The organism is Winogradskyella vidalii, assembly GCF_013403955.1.
Taxonomy (GTDB): domain Bacteria; phylum Bacteroidota; class Bacteroidia; order Flavobacteriales; family Flavobacteriaceae; genus Winogradskyella; species Winogradskyella vidalii.
This window is the reverse complement of record NZ_JABFDG010000002.1, coordinates 267,341-291,741: the sequence shown is the minus strand read 5'-3', so window position 1 is coordinate 291,741 and position 24,401 is coordinate 267,341. Positions and strand designations below refer to the sequence as shown.

Annotated in this window: 23 protein-coding genes; 9 read left to right on the top strand and 14 right to left on the bottom strand. The window is 32.8% G+C overall.

Translation table 11 applies throughout. The features are described from left to right. Window position 1: 1 nt before the first annotated feature. From HM982_RS08115 to HM982_RS08105, 3 genes are all read right to left on the bottom strand, one after another. Window positions 2-3,439, bottom strand: coding sequence for a T9SS type B sorting domain-containing protein (locus HM982_RS08115; RefSeq protein ID WP_179352644.1), 3,438 nt, complete (start codon window positions 3,437-3,439; stop codon window positions 2-4). A gap of 89 nt (window positions 3,440-3,528) precedes the next feature. Continuing rightward, window positions 3,529-4,353, bottom strand: coding sequence for an ABC transporter permease subunit (locus tag HM982_RS08110; RefSeq protein ID WP_179352643.1), 825 nt, complete (start codon window positions 4,351-4,353; stop codon window positions 3,529-3,531). Between the two features lie 58 nt (window positions 4,354-4,411). Next, window positions 4,412-5,314 carry an ABC transporter ATP-binding protein gene (locus HM982_RS08105; RefSeq protein ID WP_179352642.1) on the bottom strand — a complete coding sequence of 301 codons (903 nt, stop codon included), beginning with the start codon at window positions 5,312-5,314 and terminating at the stop codon, window positions 4,412-4,414. A gap of 100 nt (window positions 5,315-5,414) precedes the next feature. On the opposite strand from HM982_RS08105, the gene HM982_RS08100 reads away from it, so the two are divergent. Next, the gene (locus HM982_RS08100) at window positions 5,415-6,473 is read left to right on the top strand and encodes a hypothetical protein (protein WP_179352641.1); all 1,059 of its coding nucleotides are present in this window, start codon (window positions 5,415-5,417) and stop codon (window positions 6,471-6,473) included. A gap of 30 nt (window positions 6,474-6,503) precedes the next feature. On the opposite strand, the gene HM982_RS08095 is transcribed toward HM982_RS08100, so the two are convergent. The 6 genes from HM982_RS08095 to HM982_RS08070 all read right to left on the bottom strand — a co-directional run bounded on the left by HM982_RS08095 (window position 6,504) and on the right by HM982_RS08070 (window position 12,822). Then, window positions 6,504-7,022, bottom strand: coding sequence for an IS1096 element passenger TnpR family protein (locus HM982_RS08095; RefSeq protein WP_179352640.1), 519 nt, complete (start codon window positions 7,020-7,022; stop codon window positions 6,504-6,506). Between the two features lie 131 nt (window positions 7,023-7,153). Beyond that, window positions 7,154-8,179, bottom strand: coding sequence for a COX15/CtaA family protein (locus HM982_RS08090; protein WP_179352639.1), 1,026 nt, complete (start codon window positions 8,177-8,179; stop codon window positions 7,154-7,156). A gap of 44 nt (window positions 8,180-8,223) precedes the next feature. Further along, window positions 8,224-9,639 (bottom strand): CCA tRNA nucleotidyltransferase, encoded by a 1,416-nt coding sequence (locus tag HM982_RS08085; protein WP_179352638.1) that lies wholly within the window; start codon window positions 9,637-9,639, stop codon window positions 8,224-8,226. A gap of 151 nt (window positions 9,640-9,790) precedes the next feature. Further along, on the bottom strand, window positions 9,791-10,492 hold the full coding sequence (locus HM982_RS08080; protein ID WP_179352637.1) for a sugar phosphate nucleotidyltransferase: 702 nt from the start codon (window positions 10,490-10,492) through the stop codon (window positions 9,791-9,793). A 3-nt stretch (window positions 10,493-10,495) separates the two neighbouring features. Further along, window positions 10,496-11,713, bottom strand: a complete 1,218-nt coding sequence (locus HM982_RS08075) for a UDP-N-acetylglucosamine 4,6-dehydratase (protein WP_179352636.1) — start codon at window positions 11,711-11,713, stop codon at window positions 10,496-10,498. Window positions 11,714-11,730: 17 nt separating this feature from the next. Then, window positions 11,731-12,822: a glycosyltransferase family 4 protein gene (locus tag HM982_RS08070; RefSeq protein WP_179352635.1), complete on the bottom strand. Its 1,092-nt coding sequence runs from the start codon at window positions 12,820-12,822 to the stop codon at window positions 11,731-11,733. A 301-nt stretch (window positions 12,823-13,123) separates the two neighbouring features. On the opposite strand from HM982_RS08070, the gene HM982_RS08065 reads away from it, so the two are divergent. After that, window positions 13,124-14,014: an ATP-grasp fold amidoligase family protein gene (locus HM982_RS08065; protein ID WP_179352634.1), complete on the top strand. Its 891-nt coding sequence runs from the start codon at window positions 13,124-13,126 to the stop codon at window positions 14,012-14,014. Here HM982_RS08065 and HM982_RS08060 read toward each other — a convergent pair. Together HM982_RS08060 and HM982_RS08055 are read right to left on the bottom strand one after the other, a co-directional pair. Continuing rightward, window positions 13,995-15,101, bottom strand: coding sequence for a glycosyltransferase family 4 protein (locus HM982_RS08060; protein ID WP_179352633.1), 1,107 nt, complete (start codon window positions 15,099-15,101; stop codon window positions 13,995-13,997). The genes HM982_RS08065 and HM982_RS08060 overlap by 20 nt on opposite strands. 42 nt (window positions 15,102-15,143) lie before the next feature. Then, window positions 15,144-15,995, bottom strand: a complete 852-nt coding sequence (locus tag HM982_RS08055; RefSeq protein ID WP_179352632.1) for a glycosyltransferase — start codon at window positions 15,993-15,995, stop codon at window positions 15,144-15,146. 129 nt (window positions 15,996-16,124) lie between these two features. On the opposite strand from HM982_RS08055, the gene HM982_RS08050 reads away from it, so the two are divergent. Beyond that, window positions 16,125-16,898: a lipopolysaccharide kinase InaA family protein gene (locus HM982_RS08050; protein ID WP_246296645.1), complete on the top strand. Its 774-nt coding sequence runs from the start codon at window positions 16,125-16,127 to the stop codon at window positions 16,896-16,898. Here the strand turns inward: HM982_RS08050 and HM982_RS08045 are convergent. Next, window positions 16,895-17,653 carry a glycosyltransferase family 2 protein gene (locus HM982_RS08045; RefSeq protein ID WP_179352631.1) on the bottom strand — a complete coding sequence of 253 codons (759 nt, stop codon included), beginning with the start codon at window positions 17,651-17,653 and terminating at the stop codon, window positions 16,895-16,897. The genes HM982_RS08050 and HM982_RS08045 overlap by 4 nt on opposite strands. A gap of 40 nt (window positions 17,654-17,693) precedes the next feature. Here HM982_RS08045 and HM982_RS08040 point away from each other — a divergent pair, with 40 nt between their 5' ends. After that, entirely contained in the window at window positions 17,694-18,515 is an 822-nt protein-coding gene (locus HM982_RS08040) for a glycosyltransferase family 2 protein (RefSeq protein ID WP_179352630.1), read from the top strand. A gap of 1 nt (window position 18,516) precedes the next feature. Beyond that, window positions 18,517-19,338 carry a glycosyltransferase family 2 protein gene (locus tag HM982_RS08035; RefSeq protein ID WP_179352629.1) on the top strand — a complete coding sequence of 274 codons (822 nt, stop codon included), beginning with the start codon at window positions 18,517-18,519 and terminating at the stop codon, window positions 19,336-19,338. Here HM982_RS08035 and HM982_RS08030 read toward each other — a convergent pair. Further along, a complete protein-coding gene (locus HM982_RS08030) occupies window positions 19,335-20,402 on the bottom strand; it encodes a glycosyltransferase family 9 protein (protein ID WP_179352628.1) in 1,068 nt (355 codons plus the stop codon). The genes HM982_RS08035 and HM982_RS08030 overlap by 4 nt on opposite strands. Before the next feature lie 88 nt (window positions 20,403-20,490). Further along, window positions 20,491-21,306: a 2,3,4,5-tetrahydropyridine-2,6-dicarboxylate N-succinyltransferase gene (locus HM982_RS08025; RefSeq protein WP_179352627.1), complete on the bottom strand. Its 816-nt coding sequence runs from the start codon at window positions 21,304-21,306 to the stop codon at window positions 20,491-20,493. 339 nt (window positions 21,307-21,645) lie between these two features. On the opposite strand from HM982_RS08025, the gene ruvX reads away from it, so the two are divergent. From ruvX to mazG, 4 genes are all read left to right on the top strand, one after another. Beyond that, complete coding sequence (gene ruvX, locus HM982_RS08020; protein ID WP_179352626.1) at window positions 21,646-22,059, top strand: Holliday junction resolvase RuvX; 414 nt, start codon at window positions 21,646-21,648, stop codon at window positions 22,057-22,059. 164 nt (window positions 22,060-22,223) lie between these two features. Beyond that, window positions 22,224-22,814, top strand: coding sequence for a peptide deformylase (gene def, locus HM982_RS08015; protein WP_179352625.1), 591 nt, complete (start codon window positions 22,224-22,226; stop codon window positions 22,812-22,814). 103 nt (window positions 22,815-22,917) lie between these two features. After that, window positions 22,918-23,346: a DUF5606 family protein gene (locus HM982_RS08010; protein WP_179352624.1), complete on the top strand. Its 429-nt coding sequence runs from the start codon at window positions 22,918-22,920 to the stop codon at window positions 23,344-23,346. 2 nt (window positions 23,347-23,348) lie between these two features. Next, on the top strand, window positions 23,349-24,122 hold the full coding sequence (gene mazG / locus HM982_RS08005; protein WP_179352623.1) for a nucleoside triphosphate pyrophosphohydrolase: 774 nt from the start codon (window positions 23,349-23,351) through the stop codon (window positions 24,120-24,122). Window positions 24,123-24,401: the final 279 nt, after the last annotated feature.

Here is a 24,401-nt window from a genome sequence, read left to right as displayed (position 1 = left end):
TTTATCGTTTTAATGTAAAGTGATTTGTATAAGTGCGTCCGTCTTCTAAAGTGACTTTAAACCAGTAATCGTTAGTGGGCATTTTTTCGCCATTAAAGGTGCCATCCCAACCTGGACTTAGTGGGTTGAGTTCTTTTAAAAGCTTGCCGTACCTGTCAAAAATAAATATGCTAGAATTAGCTTGAAATTCTTCAGTTATGCCATAAACTTGCCAAAAATCATTAAAAGTATCATCATTAGGCGTAAAAAACTTAGGGAAACCAATCACGGAAACCAAATCTTCCACAATACCGCAATTGTTTTTGTCGCGAACATAAACCGTATATAAACCCGGTTCTACATTGGTAAAAATATTACTATTTTGGAAAATGCCATTACTAGTATCTAAAGCATACTCATAGTCGCCTTCTCCACTGACTAAAATGGTTATGGTATTATTCTGTGAAGCATCAACAACTTCAATAGTTGTAATCGAAGCCGCATTTGAAGGTAAAACGGTTATTGTTTGGTCTTTAAAGCAGCCGTTAGTGTTGGTGATTCTAACGTTATAAGTGCCTGGTGCGTTAATTTCTATTTCAGAAGTGTTTTCGCCTGTGGACCATTCGTAATAATAATTGCTTGCAGAATCTCCCAAAATACCTCCGTTTATTAGGATTGTTTCAGGAAAAGAATTCAGACAATAAAATGTTTCAAATTCAGTTTCAATATTTGGTAAAGCAAACACAGTGAGTTCAATTTCACTGATACCATAACAGGCGTTGGCATTTTCTACACGTCCATAAATCGTTTGGTTATAAGCTATGGTGTTAGTAAACGTTGTGCTAAGCGGATTGGTTTCTAACAAAGCATCTTCATAAGTTTCATAATACTCTAAATCTAAATTTGTAGGAGCTCCAGCTAAAACAGTTGCATTAGCTTCGTTAAGGTTAAAGGTTGTAAAACCATCTTCAATACCGTCCGTATCACATAATTGTAAGTTTGCGTTGTTTGAAGCCGTTGTACTAACTTCTAAAGAAATTTCACTAAAATTAATACAACCTGTGTCAGTATTGGTTACTCTAGTATATAGGGTTTGAGGATTGAAGAAATTTTGAAATGCAGCACCATTTATTGGGTTTTCTTGAGCTTCAGCATCAGCCTGCGACAAATAAAATTCTACCGCGTAATTGTTGTTGATATCTGTGATTTCTTCGAGACTTTCATTAATGTTAAAGGTGGTGAATCCTTCTGGTATTCCATCTTCATCACATTGTATAATGCTGATGTTATTTGCAACAGGAATAGGGTTTACTATAAATTCGAAGCTTCCGGTTGCGAAACAATCTGGACTTAAATTGTTTTCAATTCTCACAAAAATGGTTTCGTTAAAAGCTGTGGTATTGGTATAATTTAAAGGTAATGCCGCTAAACTATTATCAGCATCATCTTGAGAGCTGTGAAAGGAGATGCTTGTTTCGTTTTCATTTTGCTGACCTCTAATTGTAGGGATTAAGTCTTCTAGGTTTATCGTAGCAATCCCATCCATTAAATTTCCAACATTATCACAAAACTCTATGGTATTTAAGACCGTTATTTCAGGTTGTGAGAACACTTCAAGGTTAAACGAATTTGTTGCATAGCAATTGGTGTTTTCATTATTATCTACACGAACAAAAATGGTTTGAGGATTACTAATATTAGTATAAGGAAACATAATTTGATTAATGCCAGCGTCGGCATCAGCTTGGGTTTCAAAATAGCGTACGTTAAGTTGTTCAGTGTCTTGTGTTAATAAAGCTTCAGGGTTTTTATCCGTAAAATCAAAACTGTAAAAACCGTCATTATTCATACCATCACAAACATTAAGGTCGGTAAGTGGGTGCGCAACAGGAATATCAAAAACGCCAACAACTGCACTACCTTCTATAGGGCACTCCCCATTATTGGGTTCAATGTAGACTTCATAAAATCCAGGTGTATCCACTAATAATTGCGATGAGGTTTCGGTTAGAGGTAAACCATCCAACGTCCAAGCGTAATCTGCACCAACAATGTCTTCGGCTTGCAAAGTATAGCTGTCATTAGTACATAATTTAAGCTCCGTGGTGCTAATTCCGTTTTGAATAATATCGATTTCAGAATTAAATAACGATTGAATAAAAGGCGGCAAACCAATTCTACTAATATTCTGATTAGAGCCATCGATGTCCAATAAAATACCTTGTTCATTATAGTTAACAGCCGTACCATCTGCTTCAGGGTTGCTGATAACACCTAAATATTTTGACATAGTTGTATTACCACTATAACTCAATTGAGCTCTATAAATACGCCTGTCTATTCCTAATTGTAAGGCACCAGCTGTTATTTGGTTTGAAGAATGGATGATTTGAAGTGAGTTTGGTATATCAGCACTCTCTAAATCCCACTGTAACACTTGACTCGTGCCATCGCCTTCGTGTCCTTGGCTGATTGTGGCATAAACTTTTCGGTTTTCAGCAGAGAATTCTACACCATAAGGACTATTATTGTTTTCAGTACCGTAAAGTTCGAGGTGATTAGAAATAACTCCCGTTTCATTATTAAAATCAAACAAGTCTATACTACCAGCAGCATTTCCGCCAGTAGCCATTGCCGTACCAAAATTAGCAGCAATTAGTTTGGAAGCATCTGGCGATGATTTTATATAGCCTAAAGAATTTCGTCGGTAACCTTCAATAGGAATATAAGGGCCAACTGTTGAAATGATTGGTGTTGTATTAACACCATTTTCATCAATCTTAAAAGCGTAAAACGTATCGCCAAAGTGAGTAATTACCCAAAAAGAAGAACAATCTTCTGCTCTAACGGCTGTAATTTTTTCTGAAGATTTATATTGAATTTCAAGCGGAACAAGCGGGTCATATGTTATTAAATGTACATTTTTTTCAATGGTATCTACATCGCCTAAACCTCCATTTAGAGTCATATCTATTAAAGAATAATTGAAACCATTATTATAGCCGTCATCTTGTGAAGGTACTGTGCCGCCTCCATCATATGTGCCCGTAAACTGATTAGGATATACAGCAGCATTATCATGATGCGGTTCATCTACGGTAAAAAGATAGTATTTGTCAGGGGCATTTGGTTTTGGGACTATAAGTCCGGATGACGTGCTAGATGGATCACCTAACAGTCCTGTGCCTGCAAAATAATTACCATTGGCCATGATTTGATGGTTGCGATTCCAAACGGTTTGCCCATCGGAATAAAACTGTAAATTACCGTCTGCATCAGAAATAGAGGTACAACCTTCTAAGGTGCTTAATTCTCCGTCGGTAATTGCGGTTGCTGTACCAGATTCAGAATCAAATCGCAGTCCAGCGTTATTTCCAAAATACCAAAATGAAGCCTCGTTTTGCGCAACAAGCTGAGCATTAGTGAATAATAAAACTAAAATTAAAAATAACTTATTCATGGGTGTTATAATGTGTACAAGATAACAACTAGAACTTAAAAACTTCCAAATTTAGTTTGAATCATTACGAAGTAATGCGTAGTAAATGATTATAAATCGCGCTTTTTTAATAATTGATAAGATAAAAATATAAAGAGTGCTGTCCAGCCTAAAACGATAGCAATTTCATACCAATGCACAGCAAAATCGTACATCATTTCCGCTTTGTCTGGAAATTTTGTCATTACAATACGCTGAATCGGTTGATTAATAAGATTCCACATCGATTGTAGCGGGAAAAAATCATGGATACTGTCAGCGGTTTCACTAGCGAGTTTCCACCTCATTATGCCGTAAATAATACTTTCTGATACAAAAAGTAGAAACAGAAAGCCTAAGGCAAAAGCGGAGCGTTTTAATAACATGCCAAGGAATAAACACAAACTAAAAAAGCCGACTAACTTCACAAAATAAGCCAGTAAAAAATTAACTTCTCTAAAGATAATAGCGATTTCAGTATGGCTAGAATAATATAAACCGATTAGTAAGGTTGCTAGACCAATTAAGATTGTCGCACAGAGTGAGAAAAATACAATGGTATAGAATTTAGAAAGAATAAATTCCTTTTTGCTTAAGCCATCGATAAGGTTTTGCTTCAGGGTTTTGTTACTGTATTCATTACCAACCATACTAACCACAACTATAGCAAAGAAAAATTTAAATTGTGCTGCAAAAAACGTGGTTATATGCCAGATAATAGGAAAATTAAAAATGCCTAATTCACCCAGTTCTAAAGTGAAGAATCCAAAAAAGTTAATCTTAATAGATGAAAGGATTAAAACTGTAAATGGTAATATAAACGATATAATTATTAAAACTTTACTGGCTTTATTGAGCCAAAGTTTTTGTAATTCGAGTTGTAAAAGACGTAACATAGTATTGTGTTGGTTGTTTATTTAAGGTGCTTTGACGCGCTCTGTATGATGTAAGGAATTAATTTGCTTGATTATCCGTGAGTTGTAAGAATTGCTCTTCTAGACTTTCTTTTCGTTTAACAAGGTGCGATAAGATGATGCCTTTTTCAAACATTAATTTATTGAACTCAGAAGCAGACATTGGTTCTTCTAAAAAAGCGGTGATTAATTCGCCTTCAATTTTTACTTTACCAAAATTAGAACTCATTTCTAATAGACCTAATAATTCATCTTGCTTATCAGCTTTTAATTCAAAAAAGCCATGACTGTTAATCATTTCATCCACACGGCCAGCATACAGCTTTTCGCCTTTACGCAATACGACAACATGCGTGCATACTTTTTCAACTTCATCTAAGAGGTGCGATGCTAAGAGGATGGTTGTACCTGTTGCAGCAATATCTTTAATGATTTGACGTATTTGGTGAATGCCTTGAGGGTCTAAACCATTGGTTGGTTCGTCTAATATTAAAATTTCAGGATCATTGAGTAGGGCAGAGGCAATAGCCAAACGCTGTTTCATCCCTAAAGAATAGGTTCTGAATTTGTGGTTTTTTCGGTCTAATAGCCCCACAATTGCTAATTTTTCGTCAATTTTGCTATGGTTAACCCCTTTTATTTTACAGACGAGTTTTAGATTTTGTTCGGCTGTCATGTAAGCATAAAAATTGGGACGTTCAATAATAGCACCAACATGTTTTAAAGCGTCGTGCGTTGTAGTATTGCCGTCGAACCAATGAAAATCACCTTGTGTTTTATTCACCACATTGAGCACGATACCTAAAGTTGTAGATTTACCACTACCATTAGGGCCTAAAATGCCATAAACATTACCCTTGTTGATTGTGAACGTTAAATTTTTTACAGCGGTTAAATAGCCGAATTTTTTGGTGAGATTATTGATGGTGAGGATTGGTTCCAAAATAGATGTAAATTGATTAGTTATTAAATAAGACGAACTAATTATAATATTGTTACAAGATAAAAATAGAATGTAGTAAATTAGTTTTGAATTTAGAATTATGGAAGACTTAAAGATTTCAAAAAAAAAACCATCGTACCCTATAAGTAGCAAATTGCATTCGTATCTCGAAAAGTACGATAGAAACGCAAGATTGCCTATTTTTTATGACGATTTAATGCGTTTTCAAGGTTCTATTGTGGTTTACGACGATAATGATGAAGATACATTATGGGTGCGAGTATATTATAATGATTTTGAGCGCGAAGAGATTGATCTCGCTTTAAAACGGGTGTATTCTGATCTTATTTCTGATGGAAATGAACATATCTTTAAATATCTTAGTGTCGATTCTATTGACTTTTGCACCTTTGGAAATTCTAAGCCTTTCCGCGTTAAGGTTAGAAATATTTTGAACGATAACTACACTAATTTTTATATTAAAAAAGGTGATGCTTCTCGTGTATATGGTTTAGAATTAGAACATATGTTATCACCACATAATCTTAATTTTTTGGTGTATAAGAATACGCTGATTGAAGAGCATATTGCAGGTATTCCGGGTGATGTTTTTATGAAAGAAAAGTTGCCAGAATGTACACCAATTGAAAAATCACAAATAGCTAAAGAGTTTGTGAAGTTTAATGAACGTTGTATGATTAGGCTTTTAGGCGATATGCGTTCTTATAATTATGTCATTGTACCTACACACGATTTTGATCATGTGGTTTATAAGATTAGAGCTATAGATTTTGATCAACAGAGTTATGAAGGGAAACTAAATATCTATAGGCCGCAGTTTTTTAGAGAGAATTTAAAAATGGTAGAATTAGTAAGAGACAAAATTCAACGTGCCTCCATTGATCAGTATAAAGTTGAAGAGCGTTCTATTGTTGCTCGTCGTATGATTAGTTATAATGATCGGATTAATGAATTAATTGACTGTATGCAAGCCGATGAAATTTCTATACCAGAGCATATTAACATGCTAAAGAAAGACATCTATAAATATACCATGGATGTTAACTTTAAAAAGAGTAAAAATATGGGTGACATACTTAGAAGTGTACTCGATTTTGTAAAACGTAATTATGTTGATGTGAGCTTGAAACGGTTTTAGAAAGCTAACAGTGTTTCAAAATTTAAATTTTTAATTCCAGTTTTCATCAAAATTTAAGTTGTCATAATCGTCTAAGTCTAAATCATCGTCAAACTCATTAAATTCATCCTCGTCTTCTTCAGCTTCAAATATTTTTTCCGGAGCTTGATCTGGGATTTGACCATGAACAAACATTAAATTTGGATAGTCAGTACCTTCAGCTTCTTCTACAATTTCACCTAATTCCACATAAAACGTCCACATATTCATAAAATCATAGACATAGATAAGTCGTGTAGAAGCTTCATGTACCATATCTTTTAATATGGTTGTACTCATCATTTTTACTTCGTTACCTGTTTCGCTCATGTCCATCATAGCGATTTCCTCACCTTGGTTCCATTGATCATCACTCATATAAAACGAAGCCATTTCCATACCATCAAACCCAAAAGATTGGGTAATCACATTATGAAGGTCTTCCATAGTGTCACCTTCTCGGATTTCTAAATCACGAAACACATCGTCTTCGGTATCATTATCTAGGATAACTCTAAATCTGTAAATCATATTGTAAAATTATGTTGCAAAGGTACGGTTTCTATAAGCTAAATTCCAAGAACTAAATTCAAACTTTAAGTGCTTAAAACTTCTCTTGTTTATAACTTAAAATATACTGTTTACTTAAAAAAAAATAGTTATTATTTACTGAAACGATGAAGTGTAAAAGTCATAGCGCTCAATAAAATAAACGCACCAACTTGATGTAATACACCTAGCCAAACAGGAACAGCCATAAGTAATGTTAACACACCTAATAAAAACTGTACACCAACCATAATTAAAAGTAAGTTAACCCCTCTAGTTTGAAACGATGTCATTGTCATACGTTTTGCCTTATACCATATAGCAAGAATAAAAATGGCGACCACATAAGCTAATGTTCTGTGGACAAATTGCACGCCACTTTTACCTTCAATAAAGTTGAGGTATATTGGGTTGTGTTCAATATATACGGTTTCGTGCATAAACTTGCCTTCGTTCATAAATGGCCAATGGTTGTGTATCCATCCGGCATCTAAACCAGCTACAAAAGCGCCATAAATAATTTGAAGTATTAGAACGGCAAATCCAATTCTAATAAAGTTTCTGAATTTTTTATCAATCGCTTTTTTATCTGGAAACATTAAATCTAAAGCCACCCAAAACGTATACGCAAAGGTTAAAAAGGCGGTAATCAAATGTGCGGCTAAGCGAAAGTGGCTCACATTAGGTTCATCAACTAGTCCGCTTTTTACCATATACCAACCTAAAAAACCTTGAAAACCACCTAAAAACAATAGAACTAAGGATTTATTGATAGTTGATTTTGAAAGTCGTTTTTTAATTAAAAAATAAATAAAAGGAATGATAAATACCAAACCGATAAAACGACCGATAACGCGGTGAATCCATTCCCAGAAATAAATATCTTTAAACTCTTCTAAATTGAAGTGATTGTGTAGTTTTTGGTATTCGGGGTATTGTTTATACAATTCAAAAGCCTCTTTCCATTCGACCTCGTTCATAGGTGGAATAGTACCCGAAATCAATTTGTAGTTTGAGATGGATAATCCTGAATGGGTAAGTCTAGTGATACCACCAACAATCACCATAATAAAAATTAAAAGACAACCCGTTAGTAGCCAGTAAATAACAGCTTTGTTTTCTTTTCTCTGTTTAGTCATAAATACATCAATTTATTAAACTTCCAACTTCCAACTTCCAACTTTTAACTTCTAACTTCCAGCCCTAAATCTTTCCCTTTTTTCAACATCAATTCAAAAGCGGCTTCATGTTCATTGGGAATCTCACCTTCAAGAATCGCTTCTTTTATGGCTTCTTTAATTATACCGATTTCTCTAGAGGGTTTTAAATTGAAGGTCTCCATTATTTCTTCACCTGTTACAGGAGGTTGAAAATTACGAACTTGATCACGTTCTTCTACTTCAATAATTTTAGCTCTTACTTTTTGAAAGTTATTATGGTATTTCTTAAACTTTTTAGGGTTTTTTGTGGTGATATCTGCTTCGCAAAGCGTCATTAAATCGTCTACATAATCACCAGCATCAAAAACCAATCGTCTTACTGCAGCATCCGTAACATCGGTCGCTAAAACAATAGGGCGAGAACTCATAAAAACCATTTTCTGAACAAATTTCATTTTGTCATTCAGGGGCATTTTTAAACGTTTAAAGAGTTTGTAAACCATTTTAGAGCCTACAAATTCGTGTGCATGGAATGTCCAGCCCACTTTCTTTTGGAATTTTTTGGTCGGTGCTTTTCCAATATCATGTAACAATGCAGCCCAACGTAACCATAAGTTGTCTGTAGTTTTTGCTATGTTATCTACGACTTCTAGCGTGTGGTAAAAATTATCTTTATGGCGTTGGCCTTCTATTTCATCAATGCCCTTTAAGGCGGTTAATTCTGGTAAAATATAATCGAGAAGTCCTGTTTGTTCTAAAAGGATAAAACCAATAGATGGTGTTTTGCTTTCCAGAATTTTATGGAGTTCTACAACAATACGTTCTTTAGTAATAATTTTAATCCGTTCTTTATTATCAGTAATCGCTTTAAAAGACGTGGCTTCAATTTTGAAATTGAGTTGTGTTGCAAAACGTATGGCACGCATCATTCGCAACGGATCATCGCTATAAGTAATATCAGGATTTAAAGGAGTACGAATGATGCCTTTATCTAAATCACTAAGTCCATTAAATGGGTCTAAAAGTTCACCAAAGTTGTTTTGGTTTAAGCTTATTGCTAAGGCGTTAATGGTAAGGTCTCTACGGTTTTGGTCATCTTTTAATGTGCCATTTTCTACAATAGGGTTTCTACTGTCTTCATTGTAGCTCTCCTTTCGAGCACCAACAAATTCAATTTCTATGTCTTCATAACGCAACATCGCTGTACCATAGGTTTTAAAAACTTGAACTTTAGGCTGATTAGGTAAGTTTTTAGCCACTTGTTTAGCGAGTTCTATGCCGCTTCCAACAGCAACAACATCAATATCTTTAGCATCACCACGTTCTAAAAGATAGTCGCGTACAAAGCCACCTATAACGTAACTTTCTACTTGTAATTCTTCAGCAGATTGCGTGATATATTTAAAAATATTGTGTTTTAATGCTTGTTTATGATTCATAAGATAATTGAAAGTACAGAGGCTCTAAAAATAAATTAAAAAGGAACTGTATTTTTTAGCTGCGCAAAGATACGACAGATGGTCAATGTTTTAAAAAGAATATCGTCCTTTTTTAGGTTCAGCATTATTGTAGAGAACACAATACAATAAGCTAAAATTTAAGTGTTTTTATATCTTCCTGTGCTTTTTTAAAATCCTCTGGCTTTCCGATATCTAACCAGTACTCAGAAATTGAATAGTTCGTGATTTTTTTACCCTTTTCTAAAAGGCAATTAATAAAATCTGTAGCATCAAAAAAGCTGTTTTTAGGAATATATTCTAAACACGCTTTTTTAAACATATAAATACCAGCATTCAAATTATAGCAAGAAGCATGATTAATTTTTAATTCCGTTACTAATCCATTTTCTATTTCTACAACGTCGTGAGGCATATCAACATCGTAAGGAACCGTTGCAATTAAAGCGTCACTTTCTTGAGCTTTGAAAACATTAAAAACTCGCTCAAAATTTATGTTAGTAAGTAAATCGGCATTCATTACTAAAACATAATCTTTCTTAAAACTTTCAAGTTTTAAGGCACCAATAGTGCCTAATGATTTTGATTCTTTTATATAGTTAAATTCAATTTGATGCTCGTTATGGTTTTTAAAGTAGGTAATAATTTGATCACTTAGATAATTGGTCGTGATGTGTATTTTTGAAATACCGTAAGAAGCTAAATAATTTGTAATGTGCTCAATTATAGGTTTGTTTCCTATTTTTAAAAGTGGTTTGGGTGTATTTCTGGTTAAAGGCATTAAACGTTTTCCTTTACCGCCAGCCATTATAACAACTTCTATTTTATGATGCATTTATTACATTTTATGGTCTAAATAGTGGCCTGTTTCCTTGTGAGCAAAGTTCGGTAATATTTTATGGAATATATTGATTAAATCTTTCTTTGTCCAATTTTTTTCTGCCTTTAGGTGCTTTATAGAATTTGAAAATGATGTGATTTTACCATTGTTATTAAAATCTAAATCGGGTTTAATAATGCCTATAGAATTAAAACGGTTGAGGTCTAAAGTTTCTTTTTGAGTGTAAAATAGTTCCGTTTCTTTTTCACCTGTCGTATCACTTTTTGTTAGTAAATATGGCCATTTTCCGGTTCTAGGTAGCGTTTTAGCAAAAGCTCTAGCTTCGTCTTCATTTTTACATAAATAGGGTTTATAGCCAAGCATAGCTATATATTTTACGGCCATATCAGCAAAACTTGTGAGTTGCAAATTTTGATTCATTTTCGGAAAAAATATATTGTTATTCTCTCCAAATATGCAGGATAATAAGCAAAGTTGACCAGATTCTTTAGGTGTAATAAAATAACGCTTAACATCATTGGGTGCCACGATAGGTTGGTTCTTTTTTATACGTTGTTCCCAGCTGTGTAACAAGGACCCATCTGAAAATGCCACATTAGCAAAACGTGCAGTAGAAATCGTAATGGCTTTGCTTTTTTGCATTAAAAATAATTCCATTATGCGTTTTGAAGCACCCATCATGTTTATGGGGTCAGTGGCTTTATCTGTAGAAACGCAGAAGTATTTTTTTACACCATTATTGATGGCTTGCTGAATGGTTTTTTCGGTATTAAAAATATTCACATCTATCAATCGCATTAACGTAAACGGGTCTTCTTCACTTCGTACATGTTTTAAAGCGGAAAGATTAAGAACATAATCATAACGACCATCAGAAGAAATAAACGCATCATATTCAATAGCGCCAATATCTAAAGCGAAGGTTTTAAAATCACCATTGATATAACCAAATGAACTTCGGATATCTCGGACTAATTCTGCTAAATTATTTTCGCTAATATCAACGATATGCAATTTTTTAGGTTGGCGTTGAAAAATTTCTTTTGTAACAGCTTGTCCTATAGTGCCTGCTCCACCGAGGACAAGGAATTTTGAAGAAGAAACAATCGTGTTTAATTCGCTCTGAGTTGTATTGATGTCGTCAGCAAACAGCCCGCTCTTTCTACCAATTAAATTTAATAGACTTTCTTCTGAATTTTGATTTTTGTTAATCATATGCATTCATCATAAAACTAATGACGTTTTTTGCTATCTACAGGTGTATTATCTAAGACTGCTCTATAGACTTCGATATATTGCTGAGCAATATTTTTCCAAGAAAATTTAGAGGCCTGAAGGCGTAATTCTTGTATTCTCGTAGCTTTATTTTGTTTAAAATCTTCTAAGCCATTAGTGACTATTTTTGCCATATATTTAGGCTCGTAATGCTCCCAGTAGTGTGCTACTGTACCACCAACTTCAGGAAGCGCTGTATTATTTGAAATAAAAACAGGAATCTCTAAAGACATGGCCTCAACCACAGGGAAACCGAAACCTTCAGCTAAAGAAGGATGTACTAAACCTTCTGCATTACTGTAGAGTTCAATTTTTTTTCTTTCACTTACAGAAGCTTTGAAGATAATACGATTTTCAACTTGATGCTCCTTAGCTAAGGTCATTATTTTTTCTTGATTCTCTTTTGAATATTTACCCATAAAAACGAGATTAATAGTGTCGTTTATGTGATAGAGCATTGGTATGAGCGCAGCATGATTTTTATATTTTCGATATTCACCAACACAGAGTAGGTAGGGTTGTTCATTAGAAGGTTTAATGATAGGTTTAACGCCTTCCATCGGATTCCCATTATAAATTACAAATTGCTGAATGTTATCACTTATTGTAAAATGTTCACGGATACAATCTTGAGTGAATTTAGAAATAAATACAAGGCAATCACTTTTATCTATCTTACTTTGTAATAATTTTATTGCAGGTTGCCTTTTTGCTTCGGAAATATTTATAATTGTAAAAATAGCATCGTGAACAGTGTATATAATCTTTGTTTTGTCTAAATCTTGTGGTTCAACTTTACTAAGGTGTGTTAAACTGTGCCAGACATCAAAATTTTTAAAGTTATTTCGTCTTCTATGTAAGCCTAAATATAGCCTGTATTTTATTGAATTTCCAAAACGTTTATAACCTTTTAAAGGGACGTAATAATATAAGTTTAGTCCGTCAATATTGTTTTTTAAAATACCTTTAGCAAGGTTAAGCGCGTATTGCCCAAACCCTTTTTTTGTGTTTCTAATATGATGTAAATCTAAAAATATTTTGTTGCTCATTGCTGTTTTAAATTACGTATCTCAACTAGTGTCTTTACTGGTTTTTTAAGGATATAAATTTAGAAAATATATTACAGATTTAGCCTTATAGCATTAAAAGTAGTGTTTTTTTATTAGAATTAGAATTAATGTCATCAACACAAATTAAGCTGTTCAGAATAGGTGTTTTAGTTGCAAGCTTCATTTTAGTAATTTTTATAAATAGAATGCCATTACTAGCTTATTGTGATGTTTTTTGTATTTAAATATCGGTTTGGAAGCTATAATTAATACATTTACGAGATTAATAATAATGAGTTATATGAATTTCATCAAGCGAAAATATTATCAATTATTTTCGAAATACTTAAAGAATAAACCCAATGCAGATATTGCTTATATAAAAGCACAGTATTATCTAAAAAATGAAAGACGATTAAATCTAGATCAACCCACAGAGTTCATGGAGAAACTGCAATGGTTAAATCAAAATTTGTATCATGAAGAATATAAGGATTTTGTTGATAAATATGAAGTTAGAAATTACGTGGAACAGAAAATAGGGGAAGGCTTTTTGGTAGATTTTATTGCTGTTTTTGATTCTGTTGATGCTATTGATTTTAACGCATTACCTAATCAATTTGCTTTAAAAGGTACGCATGGTTCTGGCTATAATGTTATAGTAAGTGATAAGACCACTATTAATGAGGATGAGGTAAAACGAACTTTAAAAAAGTATATGCGATCTAATTATTATCACAAATATAAAGAACGTATTTATAAGGATATTCAACCACGAATTTTAGCAGAGCATTATTTAGACCAAACCGATTGTGAAAATATAATTGATTATAAATTTTACTGTATTCATGGCGACCCAAAATATGTTTTGGTTAAGACTTTAGTGAAAGGGCAGTATAAGAAATGTATTTATGATTTAGAATGGAATAAATTACAACCTAAAGACACTTCTAAAGGGTTTATTAATAAGAACCTTCCTCAACCAGATAATTTTGAAGAATTAGTTACAATTGCTAAAAAGTTATCTGAAGAATTTATTTTTGTTAGAGTAGATTTATACTCTATTAGCGGTAAAATTTATTTTGGTGAACTTACTTTTTTTCCTACAGGAGCTTTAAAACGATTGTCCGTAGAGCGATTAAATAAAACGTTAGGAGATATGATACAATTACCTATTGAAGCTCATGCTTAGAAAGTTCTTCAAACATCTTTTTAGCAATAACGGGTTTGGTAAAATTATCTAAAAGATACTGATAGCCATTAGTTGTGAATTTATCTTGAAGTGCTTCGTCATTCATTAATAAGGTCACTTTAGAAGCAAAATCTTTGGCATCGCCAACTTTAGCTAAAAGACCAGTTTTGCCATCTACAATAACCTCAGATATGCCACCTGCATCAGCTGCTACAATTGGAACCTTACAAGCATAAGATTCTAATAAGACACCACCTGTAGGTTCATTATTGGACGTAAACAGAAATAGGTCAAACTCAGGTAAAATTTCAGGAACATCACGTCTAAATCCAGTAAAAATAATGTGCTCTGTTAAGCCTTTTTCTTCGACGTAATTTTTGATGTCTTGTTCCATACTGCCTTTACCGACTAAGATATATTTGGCTTTAATGGTGTTTTCTTTCACTAAAATTTTAACCGTATCAACCCAAGTGTAATGATCCTTAAAACCTGTAAATTCAGCAATATTTCCAATGAGTTTATAATCTTCAGGGATGTTAAGCTCTTTATGAAGTAGACCAGTAGGCGTTTGCTTCTTAAATTTATTTATATCTGTAACACTGCCTATAACAGAAAATCTACTATGATCTTTTACAGCAAATTTTAAAGATTCAACCACAGGTTGTGATACACAAATAATTTTTTTAATGCCTTTGTAGTTGTACTTCCACTTTCTAAAAAAGTTAGTATCTACACGTTTTATAAGGGTTCTGCAAAGTACTAAAGGAACCTTCATGCCGTAAATAAAATGAGAAAGAACAGCTAGGGTATGTGCTTTACTACTATGGATAAAAATTACAGAAGCTTTTTTTTCTTTGGCTAGTTGTTTAAATGCTTTAGCATAGGATAAGCTGTATTCTGACTTATATTCAAATGGAATAACTTGCATATTTTTTTCTGTAGCAATGCGATACATTTCGGAATCAATAGGACAAACAATCCACTGGTCTTCAACGTAACCTTCAGATTTAAAAGCTTCGTATAAATAAATGATTTTTTGTTCGTGACCACGCCAACCATTAGAAGCTGTAAATTGTATTAATCGCATTGAAGAGAAGTTAGAGTTTTTGTAAAAATAGGAATTATAAGTTTACTTAATTTTATAAAGGCCTACCGCTTTTTTTAATTTTTTACTCATTAAAACATAGTTGACATAAAGTTTGTTCTTAAAACTTAGGTAACGCCATTTTTTATGAGGAATAATGTGTTCTGAAACTTTGGTGTTAATCGCGTCCGAAACTATAAAGTCGCGCTTTATGTCATTCCAATTCACATTGTCATAACCATCAAATTCATTCACTTTATTTTTTTCGTGAATAATAGACATCCACAAACGTTGATTAGCAATTTCTATGCGACGCGATTCTTTTTTCCACATATTATGGTCACTAAACCAAACTGTTTTTGGGGCCTCATTTTTTTCAATTAAACTAATAAAAGGATTAAAAATATGCTCCTTTTTACCTAGCATAATGTCTGGAGAAACTTGAAGTGAGTAGCCTTTTAAAATATCAATAGCCATAAAATCTTGCGATTTAAATTGCTTTTGAATGGTAGAAATGTAATCTTTATGAATACAGTCGTCATTATCGATTCGCGATGTAATAATATAAGGATTCTCTTTACTGTCTTTAGTAATATAGGTTTTTATAGACGAATGAAAAGCATCCATGCCATCAATATAGAAGGCCTTAAAATGTGGAAATGGTTTTATAAGGGCTTCTATTTCTGTTTTAAAATCAGTATCTGTTGTGGTGTCAAAAAATAATAACCATTCAAAATTAGTATTTGTTTGGTTGGCTACAGAAGGCAAACAGAAATTACGGAATAATTCAATTCTATGAGCCATCCATTCACGTGTTAATAACGTTTCGTTATTCTTAGTGACATCCCAATTTTTATTTTTGAGATTAAAGCGTGTTATAAGATAATGTTTAAACATAGAGGATTATTAGCAGAGGCAAATTTACTGAATTATTTGGAAGTCTTTTGCTTATAATTGAAGCGGCTTTTAATCTTTCGTCCAAAGAATTAAATACCTACTTTTGCAACCAAAGATTACGTATTATTTATGTCAGTAACTGTAAAAATCCATGATAACTCAGCATTAACTAAAACACAGTTAATGCATGCCATTGAAAATTTTGACCAACAAGGAGAAATGATTGGTAATGGTTACAGAAATGTCATAAAAATATTGACGATTAATAACGAACGTTATAATATTAAAGAGTTTAAAGTCCCTAACTTAGTTAACAAAATAGCCTATCGTTTTATTAGAAAAAGTAAGGCAGAACGTTCTTTTTTATATGCGGAACGCTTATTGAAATCTGGGATTTTAACACCTACACCAGAAGCTTATATCGAATATAAATCAGCGTTTACTTTTGGAAGTAGTTACTACATTAGTAAACAATTAAAATACGATTTTACAATACGAAAACTTATTGATGAGCCAGAATGTGATGATTATGATAATATTCTAAGGCAGTTTACACAGTTTACTTACCAACTACACGAAAACGACATTCATTTTTTAGACCATTCACCAGGAAATACATTGATTAAAAAAGAAGATGGTAATTATAAATTTTATTTGGTAGACCTTAACCGAATGGATTTTAAAACCTTGACTTATGACGAGCGTTTAGCTAATTTTGCTCGTTTGTCTCCCAAGGATTATATGCTTGATATTATTAGTGATGAATATGCTAAGTTAATAGGTAAATCTCATGAAGAAGTTAGGGAACGTATGTATTTCTTTTCTCAAAAATTTTCTTCTAGTTTTAAAAAGAAAGAAGCATTTAAGCGCAAGTATTTTTTCTGGCGAAAGAAAAAACGCTAAGTTTTTTTGTGCAATTCTCGTAATTTAGAATACTTTAAGAATGTGATGTTGGCCGTTTGTACACCAATTACAAAACCATTTAAACCATCTAAAAATCCCCGTTTTAGTATATAAGATTTAAAAAAAGCCCAGCTAGGATTCCAAATAATTTTCCAAACAGGTGCTTTTTTGTTTTTATCAAAATAAGCCTGAGCAGCAATTGTTGAGAAATATTCTGTTTTTTGATTAAATTCAGAATAGCTCTGATACGTCTTATGAAGAATATCGCCTTTTAAATGGCCTGCTTTAGAATTTTTATCATAAAGTTGAACGTTATCATGTGGATTTATGCCTTGCCATTCAGCTTTTCTTCGGTCAAAAACACGTAGCTTTTTATTAGGGTACCAATCGGAATGTTTAATCCATTGCCCACAAAAATTATTAAAACGATTGGCGAAATAGCCATCAAACTTCCAATTTGTCTTTAAATTTAATATCGATTTTTGAAGCGTTTCAGATAAAGCTTCATCACCATCTAAAGAAACCACATGGTCATAACGCGCCTGCGACAAAGCAAAATTCTTTTGTTCAATATAACCTAAGAATTTTTGCTCAATAAAAGTGACATTAAAACGTTCGCAAATTGCTTTGGTATTGTCGGTAGAAAAGGAATCTACTACTACAATTTCATCGACAACATGCACTAAAGACTGCAAACACTGTTCTATGTTGCGTTCTTCATTAAATGTAATAATAACTCCAGATAGTTTTAACATTGTATTAATTTCTCAGCTGTAAAAATAGTATTTTTGTGTTATGCAATCTAATCCGAAAGCTTCTGTAATTATAAGCACCTATAATCAACCCGAATGGTTAGACTTAGTGCTGTATAGTTATAGCATTCAAACCATCACTGATTTTGAAATTATTATTGCAGATGATGGGTCTGGTGAAGAAACAAAAGATGTCATTAAGAATTTTTCTAGCCAAACGAAATTAAATGTCATTCATGTATGGCAAGAAGATGATGGTTTTCAGAAAACTAAAATTCTAAACAAAGCCATTGTTGCTTCTAACTCAGATTATTTAATATTCACTGATGGCGATTGTATGGCACGTAAGGATTTTGTAGAAACACACCTCAATTTAAGTCGAGAAAAAAAGGCGCTTTCTGGTGGTTATTTTAAATTAATCGATACTGTTTCTAATAACATTACTAAAGACATTATCAGTAAGCAACTCTGTTTTGATAAATATTGGTTGATTACAGAAGGACAACCTAAAAGTTTTAAGTTAAATAAACTCACTAAATCAAAAAAGAAAGCAAATTTCTTGAATTTTGTCACACCAACAAAAGCCACCTTTGATGGTATGAATGTGTCTTGTTATAAAGCAGATATTTTAGCCGTTAATGGTTTTGATGAGCGTATGCAATATGGCGCAGAAGATCGAGAAGTAGGTGAGCGTATGATGAATAATGGTATTAAGTTTTTACAAGTGCGATACAGTACGATTTGCGTACATTTGCACCATGAAAGGCCTTATAAAAATGAAGAAGCTTTTCAGTACAATCAACAAATAAGGAAAGAAACGAGGTTGAAAAAAGCAACCTATACTACATTTGGAATAAATAAATAATATGCAAAATCCCAAAATTTCAGTTATTATCAGTACCTATAATTCCGAAGCATGGTTAGAGAAAGTGATGTGGAGTTACGAGGCACAAACCTTCAAAGATTTTGAAATGGTTATTGCAGATGATGGTTCTAAACAACCGACTCTAGATATCATTGAAAAAATGAGAAATCTAGTGCATTATTCTATAAGTCATGTTTGGCATGAGGATAATGGGTTTCAAAAATCTCAAATATTAAATAAGGCGATATTAGCTTGTAATTCTGATTATATTTTAATGAGTGACGGTGATTGTATGGCTAGGGCAGATTTTCTTCAGGTTCATATGAAGGAGCGTGAAACGGGTTATTTTTTGTCTGGTGGTTATTTTATGTTGCCAATGCCAATTTCAGAAATCATAACAAAAGACGATATTATATCGCAGCATTGTTTTGAATTAAACTGGTTGAAATCTAAAGGCTTAAAAAGTTCATTTAAAAATAATAAGCTAACGGCTAAAGGTTTTAAAAGTCAACTGCTCAATTCTGTAACACCAACTAACGCGAGTTGGAATGGCCATAATGCTTCGGGCTGGAAAAAAGACATATTAGCTATCAATGGTTTTGATGAGCGCATGCAATATGGTGGTCAAGATCGTGAGTTAGGAGAACGTTTATTTAATTATGGCATTAAGTCTAAACAGATTCGTTACAGCGCAATTTGTCTGCATTTAGATCATCCAAGAGGTTATAAAACCCAAGATTCAATAGATAAAAATTTGGCTATTAGAGCAACTACAAAAAAAGAAAATTTAAAGTGGACGGATTTCGGAATTAAGAAAGCCTAAGTCAGTCTCAATAAAAAATCTTTTAAATCATTCTTAAAATAAGACGGCTTAAATTCAGTGTATAATTCTGACGCTTTTGGCTTTAATACTTTTGGGTGTTCTATAGTTAGGTAAGGTTTTGAATTATAATCTTTAAGATGTACAGAAACGTGTTTTTGTCCGTCATCAAACATATTCCAAGCTTCTTTTTTTATCCAAGGCGAGAATATGGTAAATGTAGGTATAGCTAATGCTTTAGCCATATTTATGGCACCACCTTCATTGCCTATTAAAGCATTACAATGCGATGTGATTGCTAAGAAATCTCTCAGGCTTTTTCCAAAAACATCAAAGTATATCTGTTTTTTAGTTTGAGTAGAACACAAGTCTAAAATAGCTTTAGCATCTGCTTCTTGTTTGGGGATATAATTGAATAGAATCTGACTTTCGGGCTGTTCTAAAACAACTTGGTCAATCACTTTTGCCATGTATTCAAACGGATAAGTTTTAGTGCTATCACTTCCTAAAACACCAATCATAAAGCGTGGCTTTTCTAAATTAATTCCACTCGATGTTAAAAACTGTTTAGCTTCATTTTTTTCAGTTTCAGTAAGATATATTTTTGGCCTTACAATTGTTGAATCGTCAATTCCTAAAGGTTTTAAAAGCTGTAAACGGTTTTCAATAGCTAAACCCGCATTAGTGTCCGCTTTGGGTTTGTGTTTAAATGTGTGATTGTAAATTAGTGAATTACGATTTTTATCTATAGAAATCTTTGTTTTTGCTTTAGATAAAATGCTTATTAAATTACTCGATAATTGTGAGTATACATCGATAACAACATCAAATTTTTCTTTGCTTAAATTTTGAGCAAACTTATAAACTTGAATTTTGCTTTTTTCGTGCTTAGGAGTAAAAAAATGAATCTGATCAATAAAAGGATTATTTTCAACAACGTGATAAGTATGCGAATTAATTACATAATGCAATTCCGCATCAGGATATTTATGTTTAATAGCTTCAAACAAAATACTTGTCGCCAAAACATCACCAATCATTTTCTGTTGAATAACTAAAATTTTCATTCCTCAAGTTAAAAAAATCCAACTGTAAATCAATTTGTAACAGTTGGATTATTAAAAGTTTATTTCAATTTATAGCATGCTACTTAATTTACACCGCGACATCATACTCGCGTAAAGCATCATTTAAGGATGTTTTTTTATTGGTACTCTCTTTACGTTTTCCTATAATTAATGCACAAGGAACTTGAAATTCACCAGCGGCAAACTTTTTCGTATAACTTCCAGGAATCACCACAGAACGTGCAGGAATAACGCCTTTAGTTTCTACAGGCTCATCACCCGTAACATCTATGATTTTAGTACTCATGGTTAATACTACATTAGCTCCTAAAACGGCTTCTTTTTCAACGCGTACACCTTCAACAACAATACAACGACTGCCAATAAAAGCACCATCTTCAATAATAACCGGAGCAGCTTGTAAAGGTTCTAAAACACCACCAATACCAACACCACCAGAAAGGTGAACGTTTTTACCAATTTGTGCACAGCTACCCACAGTAGCCCACGTGTCTACCATAGTCCCTTCATCTACATAAGCACCAATGTTTACATAACTAGGCATTAAAATAGTACCAGCAGAAATATAAGCACCATGTCTTGCAACAGCATGTGGTACCACTCTAATTCCTTTGTCTGCATAACCTGTTTTCAATGGAATTTTATCGTGATATTCAAAAATACCGACTTCAAATGTTTCCATTTTTTGAATTGGGAAATATAAAACAACCGCTTTTTTTACCCATTCGTTTACTTGCCATCCATCCGCAGTGGGTTCGGCAACACGAAGTGTACCAGCGTCTACTAAATCCACAACACTTCTAATAGCATCAATGGTTACCTTATTTGTTAATTGGGAACGATCCTCCCATGCATTTTCTATAACAGTCTGTAATTGTTTCATGTTTTCATTTGAATTTAGTCCTCAAAGATACTTTTATAATAATTGAAGCTAAAATACTTTTTTAAAAAAATGTGATTTTATAAAATAAATGATGCTTTAATAATAATGAAATCAGTGTCTTAATGTTTTAACAGTATTTAAGTTTGATTATTATGTGACCACTGTAAAAATGTAGGGTCTTAATTATAGTTGAAATAGTGATTTATTTTTAGAGGGATTAAATCATTAGTATGAATAGATTGATTACCTATTCAAAACGCTTCTTTTTTACGAAAGAAGCGTTTTTTTATTAGAAAATTCTAATCTTCATTATGAAAGGATTACAGTATCTTTGCAAGTATGGGACGAATATTAGCCATAGATTATGGTACAAAACGAACAGGAATAGCGGTTACAGACGAAATGCAAATTATAGCATCAGGACTCACAACTGTTGATACTAAAGATTTACTTCGGTTTTTACAAGACTATATTTCTACTGAAACGGTAGATAAATTTGTAGTTGGTTTGCCTAAGCAAATGAATAATATGGCTTCAGAAAGTGAAGTTTACATTCAGAAGTTTTTAGTACAATTAGAAAAGGCAATTCCTCAGATACCTGTTAATCGTGTGGACGAGCGTTTTACATCTAAAATGGCCATGCAGACCATGATTGCTAGTGGCTTAAAGAAAAAGCAACGCAAAAACAAAGCATTGGTAGATGAAATTAGCGCAACATTAATCTTACAAAGCTACTTAGATAGTGTACATTAGTTTTGTATTTGGTCTTGGTAATGGTCTAAGTAGTATATAAAAATGTAACGTATTTAAATTTTGTGCCTTAGGTCTTTGCTTGAAAATGGATTGGAATTTAGTTTTTGAAATTTGAAATATTATCCATGAATTTTGGTACTTTTGCACCCGAAAATAAATGAATTATGATTTTACCTATTGTAGCCTATGGCGATGCTGTTTTAAAAAAAGAGGCAAAAGAAATAGATAAGGATTACCCTAAATTAAGTGAGCTTATAGACAACATGTACGAAACCATGTATGGTGCGTATGGTGTTGGTTTAGCTGCACCTCAAATAGGTTTAGCCATACGCTTATTTGTTGTGGATACGAGTCCGTTTGCAGAAGATGAAGATCTTTCAGAGGAAGAACGCGCACAAATAAAAGGCTTCAAAAAGACATTTATCAATGCTCAAATCTTAGAAGAAGAGGGTGATGAATGGGCTTTTAATGAAGGGTGTTTGAGTATTCCAGATGTTCGAGAAGATGTGTTTAGACAACCTAATATTAAAATTCAGTATCAAGATGAAAATTTTGAGACTAAAGTTGAAGAATATAACGGTTTAATTGCTCGAGTTATCCAACATGAATACGATCATATCGATGGTATTTTATTTACCGATAAATTATCGTCATTTAAAAAGCGTTTAATAAAAGGTAAACTTGCCAATATTTCAAAAGGAAAGATTAAAATAGATTATAGAATGCGTTTTCCTGCAATGAGCAAAAAGCGTTAAAAAAAATATAAGAGAGCGTGTCACATTGAACGCAGTTGTATAGCTTGTTTATAATTTATTAAGAAGACTTCTGCTGTGCTCAGATTGACCATAAAAAAATACTATGAGTTTAGATAAAATTTTATCCATATCAGGAAAACCTGGTTTATATCAAATTGTAACACAAACCAGAACAGGAGCTGTTGTAGAATCTTTAATTGACAAAAAACGAATCACTGTTGGTGCACACAGCAACATTAGTATTCTTAGCGAAATTGCTATTTATACCTTAACTGAAGAAGTACCTTTAAGAGAAGTACTTAAAAAAATTAAGGAAAAAGAAAATGGTGAGCCTACGTCTATTAGTCATAAAGATGGAAAAGACGCTTTAGAAGAATTTTTCTTTGAAGTGTTACCAGATTACGATGAAGATCGTGTTTACGCTTCAGATATTAAGAAAGTGGTACAGTGGTATAATTTACTTCAAAAAAATGATTATTTAGGTTCATTAGAAGAAGTGAAAACGGAAAAAGACACTTCAGAAGAAGAATAAATATGTCTGATAAAGCAGCCCAATTAAAAGCCTTTGAACGTTTGTTGATTATTATGGACGAGTTGCGTGAGCAATGTCCTTGGGATAAAAAACAAACCATGGAATCGCTGCGTCACCTCACTATTGAGGAAGTTTACGAGCTTGGTGATGCAATTCTAGATCATGATTTAGAAGAGGTAAAAAAGGAATTGGGCGATGTTTTGCTTCACATCGTTTTTTATTCTAAAATAGGAAGTGAATCTGATACTTTTGATATTGCAGATGTTTGTAATAGCATTTGCGATAAATTGATTCATCGTCATCCGCATATTTATGGTGATATTGTTGTAAAAGATGAAGCTGAAGTAAAACGTAATTGGGAGCAACTTAAACTCAAAGAAGGTAAAGACAGTGTGCTTGAAGGCGTACCAAAAAGTTTACCAGCTGTTGTGAAAGCGAGCCGAATTCAAGAAAAAGTTGCAGGTGTGGGCTTTGATTGGGAAGAACCCGAACAAGTGTTTGAAAAAGTAGAAGAGGAGCTAGCTGAATTAAAAGCTGAGATTTTAAAAGGTGATCAGGACGCTATAGAGAGCGAATTTGGAGATGTGATGTTTTCAATGATAAATTATGCACGGTTTCTTAAAGTAAATCCTGAAAATGCTTTAGAACGCACCAATAAAAAATTTATTAAACGCTTTCAATATCTTGAAGAAAAAGCAAAATCGTTAGACAAATCTTTAAAAGATATGACACTTTCTGAAATGGATGTATTTTGGGAAGAGGCTAAACTGCTTTAATATTTACTTACCTTATTACTGTAAAAAACAGTAAGCTTAATAACTACAGATTAGATTAATTTTTACTTATAGATTATATGGCTATCCCTGTCTGTGCATGCAATATATTGGCATGTTTTATTATGGCGGATGAGTCGGTTATCTTAAAGTTATCTTAAAATTAATTTACAAACATCCAAAACTATATTCTGTGCGTAAATACTATATATAAAAGCAACCCGCTTTTATATTCTTAGTAGGAAATCTTAATTATTATTTTAAGCGGTTATAATTAAGATT

Excerpts from the sequence above, each read along its gene's own strand:
- HM982_RS08115 (WP_179352644.1), bottom strand. The coding sequence starts at position 3,439 with ATGAATAAGTTATTTTTAATTTTAGTTTTATTATTCACTAATGCTCAG.
- HM982_RS08110 (WP_179352643.1), bottom strand. The coding sequence starts at position 4,353 with ATGTTACGTCTTTTACAACTCGAATTACAAAAACTTTGGCTCAATAAA.
- HM982_RS08100 (WP_179352641.1), top strand. The coding sequence starts at position 5,415 with ATGGAAGACTTAAAGATTTCAAAAAAAAAACCATCGTACCCTATAAGT.
- HM982_RS08095 (WP_179352640.1), bottom strand. The coding sequence starts at position 7,022 with ATGATTTACAGATTTAGAGTTATCCTAGATAATGATACCGAAGACGAT.
- HM982_RS08090 (WP_179352639.1), bottom strand. The coding sequence starts at position 8,179 with ATGACTAAACAGAGAAAAGAAAACAAAGCTGTTATTTACTGGCTACTA.
- HM982_RS08085 (WP_179352638.1), bottom strand. The coding sequence starts at position 9,639 with ATGAATCATAAACAAGCATTAAAACACAATATTTTTAAATATATCACG.
- HM982_RS08080 (WP_179352637.1), bottom strand. The coding sequence starts at position 10,492 with ATGCATCATAAAATAGAAGTTGTTATAATGGCTGGCGGTAAAGGAAAA.
- HM982_RS08075 (WP_179352636.1), bottom strand. The coding sequence starts at position 11,713 with ATGATTAACAAAAATCAAAATTCAGAAGAAAGTCTATTAAATTTAATT.
- HM982_RS08070 (WP_179352635.1), bottom strand. The coding sequence starts at position 12,822 with ATGAGCAACAAAATATTTTTAGATTTACATCATATTAGAAACACAAAA.
- HM982_RS08065 (WP_179352634.1), top strand. The coding sequence starts at position 13,124 with ATGAATTTCATCAAGCGAAAATATTATCAATTATTTTCGAAATACTTA.
- HM982_RS08060 (WP_179352633.1), bottom strand. The coding sequence starts at position 15,101 with ATGCGATTAATACAATTTACAGCTTCTAATGGTTGGCGTGGTCACGAA.
- HM982_RS08055 (WP_179352632.1), bottom strand. The coding sequence starts at position 15,995 with ATGTTTAAACATTATCTTATAACACGCTTTAATCTCAAAAATAAAAAT.
- HM982_RS08050 (WP_246296645.1), top strand. The coding sequence starts at position 16,125 with ATGTCAGTAACTGTAAAAATCCATGATAACTCAGCATTAACTAAAACA.
- HM982_RS08045 (WP_179352631.1), bottom strand. The coding sequence starts at position 17,653 with ATGTTAAAACTATCTGGAGTTATTATTACATTTAATGAAGAACGCAAC.
- HM982_RS08040 (WP_179352630.1), top strand. The coding sequence starts at position 17,694 with ATGCAATCTAATCCGAAAGCTTCTGTAATTATAAGCACCTATAATCAA.
- HM982_RS08035 (WP_179352629.1), top strand. The coding sequence starts at position 18,517 with ATGCAAAATCCCAAAATTTCAGTTATTATCAGTACCTATAATTCCGAA.
- HM982_RS08030 (WP_179352628.1), bottom strand. The coding sequence starts at position 20,402 with ATGAAAATTTTAGTTATTCAACAGAAAATGATTGGTGATGTTTTGGCG.
- HM982_RS08025 (WP_179352627.1), bottom strand. The coding sequence starts at position 21,306 with ATGAAACAATTACAGACTGTTATAGAAAATGCATGGGAGGATCGTTCC.
- ruvX (WP_179352626.1), top strand. The coding sequence starts at position 21,646 with ATGGGACGAATATTAGCCATAGATTATGGTACAAAACGAACAGGAATA.
- def (WP_179352625.1), top strand. The coding sequence starts at position 22,224 with ATGATTTTACCTATTGTAGCCTATGGCGATGCTGTTTTAAAAAAAGAG.
- HM982_RS08010 (WP_179352624.1), top strand. The coding sequence starts at position 22,918 with ATGAGTTTAGATAAAATTTTATCCATATCAGGAAAACCTGGTTTATAT.
- mazG (WP_179352623.1), top strand. The coding sequence starts at position 23,349 with ATGTCTGATAAAGCAGCCCAATTAAAAGCCTTTGAACGTTTGTTGATT.